Raw genomic sequence first — 16,524 nt, forward strand, 5'->3', positions numbered from 1 at the left:
AAAAATAAGGACAATTGTACGACATTTTCTTCTTATTTTAATGAAAAAAGTCTTTTATATTCATAGTAGAAATCACTAAACATAAAAAAACCTCATGCATGTTGCATGAGGCTACTCATAACGCAGCGCTTCAATGGGATCAAGCTTTGCGGCTTTATTTGCAGGAAGCATGCCGAAAATAACACCAATAAGCATACTGAACAGCACGCCCCCGCATACAACCTGCCAGGATATGAGTGACGGCCAGCCCGCAATGGCTGAAACAAGCGCGGCCCCTCCGTATCCAATACCAATCCCGATCAGTCCGCCAATCAGCGTCAATACGACTGATTCAATTAAAAACTGAGTCAGAATCTGTCCCCTCGTCGCACCAAGTGATTTTCTGATTCCGATTTCCCGCGTCCGTTCTGTGACTGATACGAGCATAATATTCATGACACCGATTCCGCCGACCAAAAGGGAAATACCTGCAATTGAGCCGATAATCGTCGTCATAATTGCCGTTACTTTGCCAATTCCGGCCGCAATCTCTTCCATGTTCATCACTTGATACGAATCCTCTGTGCCATGATTGTCATTTACCAGCTGTGCCGCTTCTTTTCCAGCCGATTTTATGTCGTCTGCTGATTCGACCTGCAATGATACGTTACTGAAATCACTTGTGCCAAAAGAGGATTTCATCATATTAAATGGCACATACATTTCACTTAAACCGAAAGAAAGCAAGCCTGTTTCTTTTTTCAGCACGCCGATAATTTCAACGGGCTGTCCGTTTATCCAGACAACTTCACCTAAAGGGGAGGTTTTATCGAACAGTTCTTCAGCCATCTTTTGAGAGATGATTCCGGCTCTATTCCCCGCGAGAAAGTCATTGTCGGTAAATGTTCTGCCGCTTTCGATTTCTAAAGAATTGACATTCATGTATCCATCATTTATTCCGTTAACCGTAGCATCGGTTTCTTCTTCGTGATAACGCGCTTTCATACTTTCAGAAGTCGAAGCAACGACTTGTTTAATGCCTTCTATTCCTTTTAAACCTTTAATATCGTTTTCTGTAAACGTAGATTCAGCTGCGGCATTCGGGTTGCTTGCAAGCTCCTCGTCGCTAGGCATATAGTACAGCTCCACAGTATTTCCCGGGCCGCTGATCGACTGCTTCAGCATTTGCTCGCCGCCCTGTCCTACCGCAACGACAACAATGACAGAGCCTACACCAATGATAATGCCGAGCATCGTTAAGATCGAACGCATTTTATGGGCAAGGACAGAGCTTAGAGCCATTCTGATGTTTTCCAACAGGCTCATTCTCCCACACTCCTTTGTCCGGAGCTGGCAGGAACAATGTTTCCGTCACGCACCATGACGATCCGATTCGTGCAATCTGCTACTTCAGGCTCGTGAGTAACCAGAACGATTGTCGTTCCCTCGGCATTTAATGCTGTAAACTGATCCATAATCGCCTCGCTTGTTTTCGTATCCAGCGCGCCGGTCGGTTCATCAGCTAAAATCAATTTCGGCTCATTCACGATCGCCCTCGCAATCGCCACCCGCTGCTTCTGCCCGCCCGACAGCTCGTTGGGCATGTGGAGCATTCGATCGGCTAACCCGACCTTTTCCAATGCTCTCTCAGCCCGCTCTTGACGTTCCTTTTTGCCTATCCCGGAATAAATCATCGGCAGCTCGACATTTTTTTTTGCGTTCAGCCGCGGAAGAAGCTGAAATTGCTGAAATACAAAACCGATGGACCGGTTACGGACTGCCGCCAGTTCTTTATCTTTATATGAAGAAATGTCTTCGCCGTCCAATTGATATGTACCGGAAGTCGGCCGATCAAGACAGCCGATAATATTCATGATCGTCGATTTTCCTGATCCTGACGGCCCCATAATCGAGACATATTCACCTTGATGAATGTCCAAATCAATAGAATGGAGAACATCAAACGTTTCCTTTCCGATCTGGTAGCTTTTTCGCACATTAGAAAGCTGAATCATTTAAGATTTCACTTCCATTCCGTCAGTCACCTGATCAGATGGATTCAAAATGACTTGATTATCTTGGGTAAGCCCCTCTTTAATTTCTGTCAGGTCATCTGTCACTTCGCCGATTTTGACATCAACTCGCTTTGCTTTTCCGTCTTTTACTGTATACACATAATATTGGTCATCTTCTTTTTTGACTGCCTTTGAAGGAAGCGTATTTGCTTTCCGTTTATCTGTTTCAATATTCATGATAAATTTAAAGCCTGGCTTTCCTTCTGGAAGATTTCCTTTTATTTTCACTTGAAGCGGGTATTGGACCGCCTGTTCTGTTCCTTGTGCCGCAGCGCTCTCCTGCTGATCCGGAACAAGCCCGACTGCGGAAACCGTACCTTTCCATGTTTTACCCTGTATTACATCTGAAGTGAGTGTGACCTTCTGGCCTTTTTTGACTTTCAATGTATCGTATTCAGACAATTTCCCTGAGACGACAAGGTCTTTTGGGTTGCCGATATGTATGACAGGCTCTTGAATATCTGACTTTTTGGATGCCGCTTCTTGGTTGACAGAAATAACGGTGCCTTCAATTTCGCTTTTCACTTCTAAATCTGACACCCGGTTGGCAAGTGACTGCCGCTGAAGCTCAGTTTGTTTTAATTCGATTTCAGCTGTTTTTTTCTGCATTTGAAGCTCTGTCCGTTCAGATTCGATTTGTTTTTCTGCTTCTTTCTTTCCTACCTGTTTTTCTAGTTCTTTTTCTTTATTACCTAACGCTTTTATCTTTTCTTGAATTTGGTCAATTTGAAGCCGGTTGGATTCAGACGTTAACTGGTTCTGTTCTTTTTCCAGGCTCAGCTGCTCATTTGTATAGGTAACTAAAGGTGTGCCCTTCTTTACCTTATCGCCTTCCTTTACTTTAATGTCTTCTAATGTCCCTTTATCCGCTTCATAAAAGACATACTGTTCATTTGAAAATTTTAGCGTGCCGGGAACCATAACCGTTGATGAGATTTCATTTTCTTCAACGCTCCCCGTCTGTATCTTCTGGCCGGCGCTGCCGCTTGTTGGAGCGGCAGACCGGTATACATTGATTCCAATAAAAAGAGCGACTATAACAGCGATGCCAATTCCGATCCAGACTTTTTTCATGAACTTATGCACCCGCCACAGAATTGATTAAACCTGAAAAGAGCGAAAATACAACTAAAATCCCGAATAGAATGATTGCTGAAATCCACCCGGCTTTTTTGGAGATGCCTCCCGTTTTGTGAAGTCCGATTGCTAATAATACAAAGCTCCAGATGCTGAAAATTTCAAAGGTATTTAACACGCTGGCAAGAGCCCCGTCAGATGGGATAATCCCTGCCAGTGACGTCGTGCTGTAAAGAGGATTCACGTCAGTCGTAAAAGCAACGATTCCATTAACCAATAATCCGAGACTGCTAATTAAAGAGACAAACAGACCGAGAGAAAGCATTTTTTTATATGTCGTAACTCCGCCTGATATTTTTACACAGAGCCAATAAATAAGAGGGGCAATAAATAATGCTGCGATACCGCCGATAATAGCGCCTGCCATTCCGCCAAATTTGGTTATTGTTGCGACAGTTTCCATTTGTTCAGCAGATAGCCCTTGCGTATCCTGGCTTTTCAAAAGCTCACTATAATCCGTACCGAGTGATTGCAGCACGGCACCGACGATGATAATTGCTGCAACAATCAAAAGCGGTCCCCATACAACCGGCCTTTCTCTTATTCTTTCAAATTGAACGGACGGACTTGTGATTACTCCGAAAAGTGAAGGCTTTTCAGTCGCCGTTCCGCTGTTTTTTTCTACATTCGTTTCCATTTCAAAACCTCCTTGAGAATATCTAACAAATAGTACGGGAAGGATATCAAAAAGTTTCATGTTTTTCTAATAAATTTCCAAAAGCCTTCAATATTGAAGGCTTTTCATATTATTCTATCGCTGTGCTGTATTGCGCTTTCACAAGCCCGGCATAAATGCCTCCTTTAACGAGCAGCTGATCATGGTTCCCTTCTTCTATTTTCCTGCCGTGATCAAGAACAATGATGCGGTCGGCGTCGCGGATCGTAGACAATCTGTGAGCGATCATCACTGCTGTACGCCCTTTCAGAAGCGTTTTTAACGCTTGCTGAATTTTTACTTCTGTCTCTGTATCAATGCTTGCCGTTGCTTCGTCAAGGATGATAATAGCCGGATCGGCGAGCAATGCTCTTGCAAATGAAATGAGCTGACGCTGACCGGCAGACAGTACGCTGCCCCTTTCCTCTACCTCTGTTGCGTATCCTTCCGCTAAATCGGAAATAAACTCATCCGCTCCGACCGCTTGGGACGCTTTCATCACCTCTTCATCCGAAGCATTTGGCCTTCCAAAACGAATATTTTCCATGATGGTCCCGGAGAAAATAAATGTATCTTGCAGGACAATGCTGATTTGAGAGCGCAGACTGGCAAGGGAAAGATCCTTAATCGGTATACCGTCTATTTTAATGGTGCCTCCGGTCGCATCATAAAAACGGCTGATTAAATTGGCAATCGTCGTCTTCCCGCTCCCTGTATGCCCGACAAGCGCAAGCGTCGAGCCCGCAGGAATAGAGAAAGAAACGGCGTGAAGGGCTTTTCGTTTTTCATCATACGAAAATTCAACCTCTTCAAAACTGATCTCCCCATTTATCTTTTCATTATGAATGGCATTCGGCTTCTCCTTGACATTTGGCTGTTCGTCCAGAAACTCAAAAATCCGTTCTGATGATGCCATCCCCATTAACAGCTGATTATAGACCTGACCCAGTCTCGAAATAGGTTCCCAAAACATTCCCAGATAGAAAGCAAAAGAAACGAAAACGCCAATCGTAATGGTTTCATTCATGATGAGTGTGGCTCCATACCAAATCAAGACAGCCGTCCCAATCGCATTCGTCATTTCTACAAGCGGACGGAACATGGCATTTTTTCTAGTTGCTTCCCGCCATGATTCGTAGTTCTCCTGATTGACACCGTCAAAATACGCCATGTTTTCTTCTTCCTGCGTAAATGCCTGTGTGACCCGGATGCCCTGAATGCTTTCGTTTAGATGAGAGTTGAGCTTCGATTGCTTCAGCCGTACCGTTTGCCAGGATCGGCGTATTTTTTTTCTGAGACTTGTTGAAATAAAAAACATAATCGGCAATGTCACCATGATGGCTATAGTCAGCTCAGGGCTCAGCGTAAACAAAATAATAATCACGCCGGCCAGAAGCAGCAAGTCGGTCAACAAATTGATGACTCCGCTTGTAAAGAGCTCCTGAAGAGAGTTAATATCATTCATGATCCTGACTAAGATCGATCCCGCCGACCGCTGATCAAAAAATCGATGGGATAAGCGCTGCACATGGGTAAATAAATGCTGTCGCAAATCGTAAATGACATGCTGGCCAAGCTGATTCATCCACCTGATTCTTAACACATTGGCGGCGTAATTGAGGACATATAAACCGCTAATAATAAAAATGAGCTGAATCAGCAGCTCCGAGTTTCTTCCTGTAATCGCTTGATCAAGAACATAAATGCCGATCAGAATGGGGATCACAAGCTTCACAGCAGTGCCAATCAATACGGTGAGAAAAGAAAGCGGCAAAATTGTTTTTCGATATGGTTTGACATAGCTCAGCAGCCGCCACATTTGAGCCCAGTTAAACGGCTTTTCAATGATTTCATCTGAAGAGTAATAGAAACGCTCTAAAATCCCCTGTTTTTTCGTTTGTTTCATTTGGCCCCTCCCTATCCGACCTCATGCGGCTCATTAATCATTTTGACATCACGGTATTGCAAATCGTAAATCTTTTTATAGTAGCCGCCTTTTTCAAGAAGCTCGTGATGTGTTCCCCTTTCACGAATGCGTCCTTTATTAAAAACGAGAATTTCATCGGCGTGTTTCAGTGAAGAAATGCGGTGAGCGACGATAAAGGTTGTGCGGTTTTTCATGACTTCTTTTAAGGCAAGCTGTATGCTGTGCTCTGTTTGCATATCTACTGCGCTTGTGGCATCATCCAATATTAAAATGCTCGGGTTCAAGCAGATGGCTCTCGCAATGGCAATACGCTGTTTCTGCCCGCCGGAAAGCCCCATTCCCCTCTCTCCCAGCATGGTGTCATACCCATCAGGAAGCTCCATAATAAAGCTATGAGCCTGCGCCCTTTTTGCCGCTTCGATGACGTCTTCCATTGAGGCATCCGGCCGCCCATACGAAATATTTGATCTAATCGTAGATGAAAACAGGAAGGATTCTTGAAGTACGACCCCGATATTGGAACGAAGGGTTTTTAACGAATAATCTGTGATTGGTTTGTGATCAATGGTAATCATTCCGCTAACAGGACTGTAAAATCTGGTGAGAAGCTGTGTCACTGAGCTTTTGCCTGAACCTGTCGGGCCCAACAGTCCGATTACCTTCCCGCTGTTTGCCTCAAAGCTTACATTGCACAGCGCGTTTGTTTGTTCTTTTCCGTATGCAAGAGAAACATTTTTGAAATGGACATCTCCGGTTAATTTTTGTTTATGCAAAGCATGAGGATGATCTGTAATGTCTTCTTCTTTTTCCAGAATGTCGAGCAGGCGTTCCCCTGACGCTTTTGCTTGAGAGAACATATTGATGACAAAACCTAAGTTCATAATGGGCCACATCATATAATTGACAAGGCTGAAGAAAGCAACAAGCTCGCCGGGATTGAGCTGATTTTGCATAACCAAGTAACCGCCGTATGAGAGGAGAGCTACAATGCAAATGTTACCAATGAACTCCATTAAAGGGAAATACGCAGACCAGATGGATGATGTTTGTAAATACTGCGCCCTGTATTCTGCATTGGCTTTATTGAAAGTGCTGATCTGAAAATCTTCCCTGGAAAGAGATTTAACCGTATTAATGCCGCTGATATTTTCCTGAACTTTTGTATTGAGTTTCGCAAACGATTTGCGGATGCCTCTGAAGGCGGGATGGACTCTTTTGTCAAACCGGTATACCGCAACCGCGAGAAATGGCAGAACAGCTATTGTCACAAGCGTGAGAGGAACAGAATAGTAAAACATAACCGACAGGCTGATGGCTACCAGCAGGCCGAAGCGAATGAGCTCAGCGAGACCGTATGATAAGAAAAAACGAAGCCCTTCAACATCAGCAGTCAGCCTGGACATCAAATCTCCTGTTTTCGCGTTATCATAGTAAGAAAAAGAAAGCCGCTGCAGTTTTTCATACAGACCATTTCTCAGCCGATAAACGGATTTGATCCCGAACATATCACCTAAATACTGATGAAAAAAGGTAGCCATTCCTTTCAAAACCATTACCGCAATAAATCCTAAGCTGACCCACGCCGCAAGCTGAAACTGCCGTCCCAGCACGATCTCATCAATCGTAATTTGCAGGATAATCGGATAAACGACAGTAATTGCAGTCATCAAAAGCATGGCTAGAAGCGACCACATAAACACTTTTCTGTACGGCCAATAATACATTTTTAATCTTTTAAATGTCTCCATATCCAGCACCTTTCCAACATTTATCATCTTCACTATATCGATACCCGAAATAAATTTCTATTATTTTTCAAAATTTCAGTCTAATTATGGAGTGAGTCTCTTACTTTATAGGGAGTAACATATGTAGAATAAACGCTTACAGAAAATCATTGTATGCTGAGGATACTTGGGGATATGCCAATGAAATACAGAAAAACCGGACGGCTGAAATGCCGTCCGGTTTTCATCCCCCGCTGACCGGCGGTATGATGGCTACCGTGTCACCCGAAGATACAGAGGTATTTTCTTTTACATAGCTTTCGTTAACGGCAATCATAGCCGTATCAATAGATTCAAGACCGTATTGTTCTTTTAGACTCGCTTTTATTTCATCTGTGGTTGCTTGTTCCACATCTATTTCTATTGCTTGTGTACCGGCCTGTTCAGCCAGTCCTGCAAATAAAAGAATTTTAATCATGCTGCTCTCCCTCGCTTAGGTCTGGTTTTCCGTTCGGATAAGCTGTTGTTTCTAGCTGGTCGCCGATCCATTGCTCACCGTCTTCCCAAATTTCTTTTTTCCAAATCGGCACAATCTGTTTAATGCGTTCAATCGCATACTCATTGGCTTCATATGCGGCTTTTCGATGGGGAGAAGATACAGCAATCACTACCGCTGCTTCACCGATATCGAGCACACCTATACGGTGCGTGATCGCAGCTGAGGCACCTTCCCATTTTTCTTCGATTTCAGCGCCGATTTGAGCAAGCATTTGCACGGCCATCGGTTCATATGCCTCATATTCAAGCCGAACCGTTCTTTTTCCGTTTGTCCATTCCCGAACCGTACCAATAAATGTTGTAATGGCTCCTGCTTCCCGTTTCTCCACTTTTTTGATGATGTTTTCAGTATTAATGGGTGTTTTCGTAATCTCAAACCGTTCCATTATGCAGATTCCCCCTTCAGCTGTGAAAGCACAAAATCCACGGCAACCGGATCATCCGCATGAAAAACGGGTAATCCCTGATGCTCTGTCATATGCTCTTTTTTTCTATAGATGATGGCGATTATATTTACTGCTTGCAGCGCTTCCAGATCTTCCTTTTCACTTAGGATAACCACTTTAGGATAAGGGGCTTTTTTAAAGCCTTCAATCAGAAGACAGTCTGTTTCGAGAAATTGGTATAACTCAATCAGCCGTGCCAAATCCCAATTGCGGCGGGCAGTCAGCTGTAACACACCAGCACCTTCTACCGCTGTTACACCAGCACCTGCCGCCTTGTAACGGTCCGTGTCTTTTCCTTCCGTGAGCGTTTGCGGTTCACCGCCGTGACCATGATGCTTCAGGCAGCCCAAATGGACTCCCTGTTCAGAGGCTTTTTCAAGAATGCGCTCAATAAACGTTGTTTTCCCGCTGTTTTGAAATCCTACAACTTGGACGATCGGGAAAGGACGGACCAAGGCCATTCACTTCCATTCTCTTCTCTGATGAGCAGTACTTGAACCGTTCTGCCAGATTCGTAGCCTCGCGTGCCGCCCGGCAGGATAATAAATGCATTGGCATCTGCAAGTGATGTGACAGAGCTCGACTTATCTAAGCCAACGGGTGTCGCCAACAGCTTCCCTTCCTGATGGTGCACGAGCGCACGAACAAATCGGGTAAATGGGTTCGGCTTCGGAAAATCCTTGGTCAAAACAGCTTCCGCACAAATTGAATGCGGTGTTTCATTGAGCAGCCATGTCTGGATTATCGGTTTGACAAACAGTTCAAAACCGACATAGCATGCCGACGGATTACCTGAAAGGCCAAACAGCAGCATATCGTTTGCATGCGCCACCGTTGTCACGCTGCCCGGGCGCATGGCAACTTTATTAAACAGCACGTCCGCTCCGAGTTTTTCATAGATCGCAGGCAAAAAGTCAAAGTCACCGACTGACACACCTCCAGTTGTGATCAGGAAGTCCACCTTTTTCATCGCTTCTTTAACTGCAGCAAAGCTTTTATCCAATTCATCAGAGATTTTCCCTAAATAAAGCGGTGTTGCGCCTGCTTCTATCGCTTGCGCATATACCATACTCGCATTGCTGTTGCGGATTTTTCCCGGTTCCAGCGGATCACTGACATTCAGCAATTCGGTACCGGTTGCGATAATCCCGACTACAGGCTTTCTCACGACAGGCACAGATGCGTATCCGAATGTTGCCAAAAGAGCCGTCACTCCTGGTGTCACCCGGGTGCCCTTTGTCAGTAAAACACTCCCTTTTTGAGCGTCCTCACCTGTTTTTGAAATATTATCCCCCGTCTGAAAGCGGCGTTTTAAAGACATAAATGACTTCCCATTCTCCTCAAAGGCTTGAGTCAGTTCAATCATGACGACTGCATCTGCCCCTTCAGGGATTTGCGCGCCAGTCATAATCCGCACGGCCTGAAACGGGCCAAGTTCTTTTTCAGATACTGCTCCCGCTCCAATATGGTCAATAACTTCAAACCGAACTGGGTTTTCACGTGAAGCTTCTGCCGTATCGCACGCTCTGACAGCAAAACCATCGTATGGCGAACGGTCAAACGCAGGTACGTGGTGATCCGCAGTTATATCTTCGGCTAAAAACCGATGAAGGCTGTCTTCAAGCGCCACCCATTCTGTTTCACCTTGTTTTTGAAAATGGCAGACACGCCGAACTGCCTCGTCTACCGGTATCGGTGTTCTTTTCTCCAGCATTCTGACCCCTCCTGTTGTTACAGTCCAATCACTCTTGCCAACACGGAGTTGGCTTCTTTCACATCATTTGTTCCATGCACCAGTGCCCGTCCGTCATTGAAAATGACAATTCTGAAATCCTCGTAAAAAATATGCAGCAAAAACGCATTAGCCTCGACCTTGCCGATTGTTTTCAGCCGCTTAATGAGCTCCTGTTTCGGGATTCTTTTTAATGATTCTGACCTTACCTGCACTGTATCACGGCCGCATAGTACAGCAGCTTTTGGTGTGTTCCAATCCTGAAGATAAGGATATACCGCATTAGCTCCGCAAGATGGGCATTCCTCACGGCGTACATGATTAACGTTAATCTTCATATGCGAATTGTTCCAGACATCAAATGTCACAAACCCCCGCTGTATTGCTTCTTTTTGGCCGGTTAACAGCTTTAATGCCTCAGCCTGCTGATATGCTGAAACGATATGCACAGCAGGCGGAATAATGCCGGCAGTATCACACGTCGCCCCGCCGACAGGAATTTGCTCAAACAAACAAGACAGACAAGGGGTTTCTCCGGGAATGACAGTCATGAACATTCCCTGGCTGCTTACACAGGCGCCATAGACCCAAGGTGTCTTTGTTTTCTGGGCAAGATCGTTTATCAGCATGCGGGTTTCAAAATTATCTGTCGCGTCGATCACGACATCTGCTTTTTCAATCAGCGGCTCAAGCGTTTCGGCTGTTCCTTCGGTAACATACGCCTCAATATGTATCTCGCTGTTAATCGCTGATAGATGCTCTTTGGCAGCCATGGCTTTCGGCATGCGGAGTTTGGCATCGCTTTCTGTATAAAGCTGCTGCCTTTGAAGATTGCTCCACTCCACATAGTCACGGTCAATAATGGTAATAGTACCGACTCCCGCTCTCGAAAGCCCTTCAGCTCCTGCAGTGCCGAGCGCTCCCGCTCCGACAATCAGCACATGGCTGTCTGCCAGTCTTTTCTGGCCCTCTTCCCCAATTTGCTTAAATCTGATTTGCCGTGAATAACGTTCCTCCATCAAACCTGTTCTCCTTATCTTTTATGTCATCTTATCATGTTATTGCCCCGTCAGTCCCGCTTGAGGGAGTTCGATTTTTCTTCCAAACAGCTAAAATCATCACGTGTATTAATGTTGATAAACTCTGCCGGGTTTGCTCCGATATTTTCAGCCTGTACGTAACAAACCGAAATTCTGCCTAATAAATCTGATATTCTCAACCTCTTCTCAGAAAGCTGATCGTATAGAACTGGCATGATACGTTTGTGGTAAATCGCAATCAATGGCTGCACTTGTCCGTCTGAAATTGGGACTACCGCGTCCGCACCGGCAGTCATCAGACGTTTGAGCTCCAGCATCGTCCTTCTTTGTATCAGCGGTGTGTCACAGGAAAGAACAGTATAAAGATCACCGTCTGTCTTTTTAAAAGCGGTATATATACCAGCCAATGGCCCCATGCCTTGAAATGGCTCAGCATCTTGATACACTTCATTTTCACCGTTTTCTTGAAATCTATCAATAAATTCGGGACGGCTGATGATAACCGTTTGTTCTCCAAGTGCCTCTTTAGCGCATTCGTAAAGCATCCTGCCCTTCCATTTGACAAACGCCTTCGGTTCTCCAAATCGCCGCGAGGCTCCCCCTGCTAGCAGTACGTTTACATGCTTCATATCATCTCACCTCTAGTTTCGTTAAAAGCATAGCAAAAGCAAAGGCTCAACGCTACTGCTTGTCTGTTTATTAAAGAGGAATAGCTGTTCAGTATTTGCATATTGTAGTGTTAACATCATGAGGGAGATGGTTCGAATGAAAAGATCAGGTCCTTTTTTCCACGACGTGTCTCAGGAGAACCTTTATTTAAAATCCGAGCTTTCAAGGTGCCATAAGCTGATTTCTGAACTTGAAGCAAGCTACTTTCATCAGAAAAATAACAAACTGCTCAAAGAAAATAACGATATGAAAGAAAAGCTCCAGCAGCTGTCTGCCGAATTAACACATATGTCAACAAAAGAAAAACATGCCTCCCACACCAGCCAAACCCTGCACCAAATAAGAGCTGAACTGCTTGATAAAATCGTTGTTTTGCAGGAGTTTCTATCTGCTGAAACCTATAAACGCAGAGCCGAAATCGAAGAAAAACATAAACTTCATATTGCTAAAGTCAAAATCGAAGAAGAAAATAAAAATCTTCATAAACGGATCAGCGAACTTCAAGCCTCAATTGAGCAAGAACAAAATGCACTGCTTCAGGCAAAACAGCAAGCCGAATTGATAAAAGCCGAAAACGGGCGTCTAAAAGAGCAAATGGTAGAAAAAGAATATCAGCTAAAACATATTAAAATAGAAGTTGATCATATGAAAGATCGAATCATAGAAACGAAAGAAAGACTGCTAGACATAGAAAAAACGAAAGAAAAATTATTTCACGAAACTATTATATCGTATAAACGGCAGCTTGATGAAAGCGATGCCTGGATTGCTTCTCATTTTGCCGATATTGATGGCGGCACGAAACAAAAAGAAAAAACGGAAGAAGAAGCTCCAGCGGCCTACGCGCAGCCATATCATGTAGAGACCATCCTTGAAGATGTCACCAAACAGATACATGTGCTCCAAAAACAGCTTGCCCGCGCCCAATCATCAGACCAGGCCAAGAGCCATACAATCGAAGAGCTGAAAAACAGAGCCGCTGAAGAAAAGCCTTATCAAAAGTGGGTGTATAAGCTTAATCTTGAAAAAGAAAACAAACCTTCACAGAAAAAACCTCAATAAAAAAACTGCTTGAGCGATGCCAAGCAGTTTTTCTTTATATTTATTCATTAGCTGATTCAGCTGATTCTGCAGATTCGATTTCACCCTCTAAAATGTACTGCCCGCGATATGGTTTTTTCACTTCCGGGTACATTTTAATTAAGCTTTGCATAAACGTTGTCATATTAGGGATTTCAAGACCGCTTTCTTTTTCAATCTCTTTTTGAAGCTCGGAGCTCTTAATCGCCGCGTTGTGGCGTTTTAATGTTTTAATAGCAGCTTCACGCAGCTTCGCTGCTTTTGATCCCGGTCTTGCCGTTCCTCTTCTTCTTCGTGTTGTTCCGTCTGGTATACCGGCAGGAAGAGAGGAAATAGATTGAAGCTGAGGCTGGACAGACTGCTGCTGTGATTGCGGCTGATAGCTTCTGATTTCCTGAGCCGCAAGCTCAGCGAGAACCGGCAGAGAGTCAGGTTTTTTTTCAGAACGGAAATCCTTTTTGATTTCGGAAGGGCTTCCATTTCTGTCCAGCTCTCTTAATTTTGCGTATATTTTATCACGTTCAATTTGATATTCACGAATGACTTTCACTTCAGCTTCATTTAATTGTTCTAACCGCAAGCGCAAAGCTTCTCTTTCATTAAACATTCCTCAATGTACCCCCTATCAAAATTAACATCTTTAATTAAGATATTAGATTACAAAAGTAATTTTATCAACTATTATTTTAGCATTTTACTATTATATTTACTCTATGAAAAATTCCTTATTTTCTGAAAATGTTTTATTTTTCAAAAGAGTCCTTTATTCTCAAGGGATTAAGGGGCTTTCTAGTTTATTTGGTATAATGTTGAAAATATATATTTTACTTACTTCTTTAAAGAAATTTAGTGTAATATCTACAATTTTCGAGTTATGAGATATGAGATTTATCTAAAATTGAGGAAAAACATCAAAAATTAGCTGTGTTTTCTAGCGTATCAATCAAACAAACCATCAATTCCTATACCCAAATTTGGAAAAATAAGCTTCTTACTCTTCTTCCATTGCTTTTTGCACAAATAAAAAACCTGATGTGATCAGGTTTTTAGGAAATACTATTTAGTCAGATACCTATTCCGTTTCAGCCAGAACGCGGTTCACACGTTTTTCAAGCATTTTCATACCGCTCCCGCCGGCTTGGAAGTGACGGAGCTGTCCTGTTTTATCAAACACATAATACGCAGGTACGTATTCATTTTCAAATGCATCGGTTAAAGCATGGTCACTGTCAACAAAAATCGGCTGAGTGATATCGTGTTCAGCGGCTGTTTCTTTAATTTTACCAAGGTCAAGATCATCTTCGGAACGGGGCATATGCACAGCTACAACATTCAGTTGATCTTTATATTTATCACGAAATTCATTCACTTGCGGCATCGCTTCTTTGCACAAGTGGCAGCTGATGGACCAGAAATGAATAAGCGTCGGCTTTTCCCCAATCAATTGCTCTCTCGTCACTTCACCATTTAACCAAGCTTTTTCTCCCGTCAATTCCGGCATGGGCTGACGTAATTTCATTGCTTTTTCCCTCCTATTTAACAGAGTGGCCAAACGAATATGCTAGACCGCTTTTCGTTCTTGGAAAGAATTAAAGTGTTTTTTGGCCTGGTTTCCAGTTAGCCGGACAGAGTCCGCCAGTTTGCAGCGCCTGGAGAACACGAAGCGTTTCATCAACATCACGTCCAATGTTGTTATGGAAAACAGTTTGGTATTGGAGCTCCCCTTCAGGATTAATAATAAACAATCCGCGCAAAGCCACACCTTCTTCTTCGATTAAAACGCCATATTCACGGGATACCTCATGGTTTGTATCAGCAGCAAGCGGGTATTTCAGCTGGCCAAGACCGTTTTCTTTGCGGTCTGTATTGATCCAAGCTAAATGAGTATGGATGGTATCAGTTGAAACCCCGATGACTTCTGCATCAAGATCTTCGAACTCGTCATAGCGGTCGGACATTGCTGTAATTTCTGTCGGACAAACAAAAGTGAAGTCCATTGGATAGAAGAACAGCACTGTCCATTTGTCGTTTTTCATGTTTTCCTCAAGACTTACTTTGCCGAATTCTTTGCTTGCAAGGACTGCTTCCATTTCAAAACGAGGAGCTTGTTTACCTACCATACGTTCTGCCATATGTATCCCTCCAATTTATTGTTTGGCTTAAAGGTCAAAATCGCATGAAAATAAAGGGTGATTAACCATTTTTAGTTATATTGCAATGCCATTATATAAAAGCAGATTTCCTGAGTCAATTTTTAACAAATCATGTATGTCTTTGGCTTCGACATTTTTGAATAAAACGTTTAACATGGTCATGTACAGGGTAACTAGTCTCAATGTGCAGCAATCAATTAGAAAAGGAGCTCAACATGGACTTTATTAAACAATATGATTGGGCGGGACTGATTACAAATGCCGGTGTTCTGCTCATTAAACTCGCCATTATGATATTGCTCTATTTTATCGTTCGATCATTAGGCATGAAAATCATTAAACATCTGTTTGCAAAATTCGAGGAGCAGAATAGCTTGTCTATCGGACGTGCACATACGCTCCGAAGCCTGACTCTTAACATATTTGCTTATACATTGATTTTCATATTTTTCGTCATGGTTCTAGATTTGTTTCATTATGATCCAAGCGCTCTTTTAGCGGGGGCAGGAATCGTCGGCCTGGCTGTCGGATTTGGCGCCCAAGGGCTTGTCAGTGATATCGTGACAGGTTTTTTTATTTTGCTTGAGAAACAATTGGATGTCGGAGATTATATTACCGTTTCCACCTTTGACGGAATTGTCGAGCAGGTTGGCTTAAGGACAACTCAAATCCGCAGCTTTGACGGAACACTGCATTACATCCCCAACAGAAACATCACAAACGTGAGCAATCATTCTCGTGGTACCATGCAGGCTCTTGTTGACATTAAAGTGCCGGCTGAAAGAAATATTGATGAAATGATTCATATTTTACAGCAGGTTTGTGATGAAACGGCAGCGGCTCTTCCACAAATAAAAGAAGGCCCAAATGTCATCGGGATTCAAGAACTGGGGACTTCTGAAATTGTAATCAGGGTCATTGCCAAAACAGAAAATATGGAACAGTGGCGAGTCGAACGAGTGTTGAGAAAAGAAATAAAGAACGCGTTCGACCGCGCTTTCCCTAAAGAAACAGAATAAATAAAAGAACCGAAGCTTTTTGCTTCGGTTTTTTTATTACTGAATTCTGCTCTCAACTTCGCTGCAAATTTCTTCAGCCGTCATCCCGGAAGCTGTAATGACAGGTGCTTGTGTTACCGTATCGGCTATCCCTTGCACATTATTATCAAGACCTGTTACGACACAGCAGTCACAGCCTTGAGCATCAGCAGGGCTTTTCATCATTACAACGTCATATCCTTTTTCTTTTAAAGCAGCTTCTACATCTGATAACGATTGTTCAATTCCAATTTTTTTAGCCATTTTTGAACACCTCCGTTTACTAGAGTGCTCATTTTATGGAATTTT

General features: G+C 43.4%; 18 protein-coding genes. 2 read left to right on the forward strand and 16 right to left on the reverse strand.

The annotated features are described in order from the left end of the window. Positions 1 to 111: 111 nt before the first annotated feature. The 12 genes from skiZ to NYE22_RS14545 all read right to left on the reverse strand — a co-directional run bounded on the left by skiZ (position 112) and on the right by NYE22_RS14545 (position 11,905). Entirely contained in the window at positions 112 to 1,305 is a 1,194-nt protein-coding gene (skiZ, locus tag NYE22_RS14490; RefSeq protein WP_029946207.1) for a sporulation-delaying-protein transporter subunit SkiZ, read from the reverse strand. Continuing rightward, on the reverse strand, positions 1,302 to 1,994 hold the full coding sequence (gene yknY, locus NYE22_RS14495) for an ABC transporter ATP-binding protein YknY (protein WP_003232356.1): 693 nt from the start codon (positions 1,992 to 1,994) through the stop codon (positions 1,302 to 1,304). Before yknY ends, skiZ begins: the two co-directional genes overlap by 4 nt. Further along, complete coding sequence (locus NYE22_RS14500; RefSeq protein ID WP_342411928.1) at positions 1,995 to 3,128, reverse strand: efflux RND transporter periplasmic adaptor subunit; 1,134 nt, start codon at positions 3,126 to 3,128, stop codon at positions 1,995 to 1,997. Between the two features lie 4 nt (positions 3,129 to 3,132). Then, a complete protein-coding gene (gene yknW, locus NYE22_RS14505; RefSeq protein ID WP_087961931.1) occupies positions 3,133 to 3,828 on the reverse strand; it encodes a toxin SDP protection protein YknW in 696 nt (231 codons plus the stop codon). Between the two features lie 109 nt (positions 3,829 to 3,937). Next, positions 3,938 to 5,752 (reverse strand): ABC transporter ATP-binding protein, encoded by a 1,815-nt coding sequence (locus NYE22_RS14510; RefSeq protein ID WP_342411929.1) that lies wholly within the window; start codon positions 5,750 to 5,752, stop codon positions 3,938 to 3,940. 11 nt (positions 5,753 to 5,763) lie between these two features. Continuing rightward, complete coding sequence (locus tag NYE22_RS14515; protein WP_106073887.1) at positions 5,764 to 7,521, reverse strand: ABC transporter ATP-binding protein; 1,758 nt, start codon at positions 7,519 to 7,521, stop codon at positions 5,764 to 5,766. A 223-nt stretch (positions 7,522 to 7,744) separates the two neighbouring features. Next, on the reverse strand, positions 7,745 to 7,978 hold the full coding sequence (moaD, locus tag NYE22_RS14520; RefSeq protein WP_014476678.1) for a molybdopterin converting factor subunit 1: 234 nt from the start codon (positions 7,976 to 7,978) through the stop codon (positions 7,745 to 7,747). Then, on the reverse strand, positions 7,971 to 8,444 hold the full coding sequence (locus tag NYE22_RS14525; RefSeq protein ID WP_003232367.1) for a molybdenum cofactor biosynthesis protein MoaE: 474 nt from the start codon (positions 8,442 to 8,444) through the stop codon (positions 7,971 to 7,973). The genes moaD and NYE22_RS14525 overlap by 8 nt, the downstream gene beginning before the upstream one ends. After that, complete coding sequence (gene mobB, locus NYE22_RS14530; RefSeq protein ID WP_042974935.1) at positions 8,444 to 8,965, reverse strand: molybdopterin-guanine dinucleotide biosynthesis protein B; 522 nt, start codon at positions 8,963 to 8,965, stop codon at positions 8,444 to 8,446. Before mobB ends, NYE22_RS14525 begins: the two co-directional genes overlap by 1 nt. Next, a complete protein-coding gene (glp, locus tag NYE22_RS14535) occupies positions 8,926 to 10,218 on the reverse strand; it encodes a gephyrin-like molybdotransferase Glp (protein WP_003232372.1) in 1,293 nt (430 codons plus the stop codon). Before glp ends, mobB begins: the two co-directional genes overlap by 40 nt. A gap of 17 nt (positions 10,219 to 10,235) precedes the next feature. Next, positions 10,236 to 11,255: a molybdopterin-synthase adenylyltransferase MoeB gene (locus tag NYE22_RS14540; protein ID WP_003232375.1), complete on the reverse strand. Its 1,020-nt coding sequence runs from the start codon at positions 11,253 to 11,255 to the stop codon at positions 10,236 to 10,238. Between the two features lie 50 nt (positions 11,256 to 11,305). After that, positions 11,306 to 11,905, reverse strand: a complete 600-nt coding sequence (locus tag NYE22_RS14545; protein ID WP_014479670.1) for a molybdenum cofactor guanylyltransferase — start codon at positions 11,903 to 11,905, stop codon at positions 11,306 to 11,308. A 136-nt stretch (positions 11,906 to 12,041) separates the two neighbouring features. Between NYE22_RS14545 and cse15 the strand changes: the two genes are divergently transcribed. Continuing rightward, positions 12,042 to 13,007, forward strand: a complete 966-nt coding sequence (cse15, locus tag NYE22_RS14550; RefSeq protein ID WP_342411930.1) for a spore protein Cse15 — start codon at positions 12,042 to 12,044, stop codon at positions 13,005 to 13,007. 40 nt (positions 13,008 to 13,047) lie between these two features. On the opposite strand, the gene rok is transcribed toward cse15, so the two are convergent. The 3 genes from rok to ahpA all read right to left on the reverse strand — a co-directional run bounded on the left by rok (position 13,048) and on the right by ahpA (position 15,157). Further along, positions 13,048 to 13,632 carry a transcriptional regulator Rok gene (gene rok, locus NYE22_RS14555; RefSeq protein ID WP_014113628.1) on the reverse strand — a complete coding sequence of 195 codons (585 nt, stop codon included), beginning with the start codon at positions 13,630 to 13,632 and terminating at the stop codon, positions 13,048 to 13,050. Positions 13,633 to 14,097: 465 nt separating this feature from the next. After that, complete coding sequence (gene ykuV, locus NYE22_RS14560; RefSeq protein WP_014476671.1) at positions 14,098 to 14,544, reverse strand: thiol-disulfide oxidoreductase YkuV; 447 nt, start codon at positions 14,542 to 14,544, stop codon at positions 14,098 to 14,100. A gap of 70 nt (positions 14,545 to 14,614) precedes the next feature. Beyond that, positions 14,615 to 15,157, reverse strand: coding sequence for a biofilm-specific peroxidase AhpA (gene ahpA, locus NYE22_RS14565; RefSeq protein WP_003245371.1), 543 nt, complete (start codon positions 15,155 to 15,157; stop codon positions 14,615 to 14,617). A gap of 236 nt (positions 15,158 to 15,393) precedes the next feature. Here ahpA and mscT point away from each other — a divergent pair, with 236 nt between their 5' ends. Beyond that, positions 15,394 to 16,197, forward strand: a complete 804-nt coding sequence (gene mscT, locus NYE22_RS14570; protein ID WP_003244994.1) for a small-conductance mechanosensitive channel protein MscT — start codon at positions 15,394 to 15,396, stop codon at positions 16,195 to 16,197. Positions 16,198 to 16,233: 36 nt separating this feature from the next. Here the strand turns inward: mscT and NYE22_RS14575 are convergent, their stop codons facing one another. Continuing rightward, on the reverse strand, positions 16,234 to 16,479 hold the full coding sequence (locus NYE22_RS14575) for a YkuS family protein (RefSeq protein WP_003232382.1): 246 nt from the start codon (positions 16,477 to 16,479) through the stop codon (positions 16,234 to 16,236). Positions 16,480 to 16,524: the final 45 nt, after the last annotated feature.

Source organism: Bacillus sp. FSL K6-1560 (assembly GCF_038592935.1).
GTDB lineage: Bacteria > Bacillota > Bacilli > Bacillales > Bacillaceae > Bacillus > Bacillus subtilis.

Excerpts from the sequence above, each read along its gene's own strand:
- rok (WP_014113628.1), bottom strand. The coding sequence starts at position 13,632 with ATGTTTAATGAAAGAGAAGCTTTGCGCTTGCGGTTAGAACAATTAAAT.
- NYE22_RS14515 (WP_106073887.1), bottom strand. The coding sequence starts at position 7,521 with ATGGAGACATTTAAAAGATTAAAAATGTATTATTGGCCGTACAGAAAA.
- NYE22_RS14500 (WP_342411928.1), bottom strand. The coding sequence starts at position 3,128 with ATGAAAAAAGTCTGGATCGGAATTGGCATCGCTGTTATAGTCGCTCTT.
- yknW (WP_087961931.1), bottom strand. The coding sequence starts at position 3,828 with ATGGAAACGAATGTAGAAAAAAACAGCGGAACGGCGACTGAAAAGCCT.
- cse15 (WP_342411930.1), top strand. The coding sequence starts at position 12,042 with ATGAAAAGATCAGGTCCTTTTTTCCACGACGTGTCTCAGGAGAACCTT.
- yknY (WP_003232356.1), bottom strand. The coding sequence starts at position 1,994 with ATGATTCAGCTTTCTAATGTGCGAAAAAGCTACCAGATCGGAAAGGAA.
- ykuV (WP_014476671.1), bottom strand. The coding sequence starts at position 14,544 with ATGAAATTACGTCAGCCCATGCCGGAATTGACGGGAGAAAAAGCTTGG.
- NYE22_RS14540 (WP_003232375.1), bottom strand. The coding sequence starts at position 11,255 with ATGGAGGAACGTTATTCACGGCAAATCAGATTTAAGCAAATTGGGGAA.
- mobB (WP_042974935.1), bottom strand. The coding sequence starts at position 8,965 with ATGGCCTTGGTCCGTCCTTTCCCGATCGTCCAAGTTGTAGGATTTCAA.
- moaD (WP_014476678.1), bottom strand. The coding sequence starts at position 7,978 with ATGATTAAAATTCTTTTATTTGCAGGACTGGCTGAACAGGCCGGTACA.
- mscT (WP_003244994.1), top strand. The coding sequence starts at position 15,394 with ATGGACTTTATTAAACAATATGATTGGGCGGGACTGATTACAAATGCC.
- NYE22_RS14525 (WP_003232367.1), bottom strand. The coding sequence starts at position 8,444 with ATGGAACGGTTTGAGATTACGAAAACACCCATTAATACTGAAAACATC.
- ahpA (WP_003245371.1), bottom strand. The coding sequence starts at position 15,157 with ATGGCAGAACGTATGGTAGGTAAACAAGCTCCTCGTTTTGAAATGGAA.
- NYE22_RS14510 (WP_342411929.1), bottom strand. The coding sequence starts at position 5,752 with ATGAAACAAACGAAAAAACAGGGGATTTTAGAGCGTTTCTATTACTCT.
- NYE22_RS14575 (WP_003232382.1), bottom strand. The coding sequence starts at position 16,479 with ATGGCTAAAAAAATTGGAATTGAACAATCGTTATCAGATGTAGAAGCT.
- glp (WP_003232372.1), bottom strand. The coding sequence starts at position 10,218 with ATGCTGGAGAAAAGAACACCGATACCGGTAGACGAGGCAGTTCGGCGT.
- skiZ (WP_029946207.1), bottom strand. The coding sequence starts at position 1,305 with ATGAGCCTGTTGGAAAACATCAGAATGGCTCTAAGCTCTGTCCTTGCC.
- NYE22_RS14545 (WP_014479670.1), bottom strand. The coding sequence starts at position 11,905 with ATGAAGCATGTAAACGTACTGCTAGCAGGGGGAGCCTCGCGGCGATTT.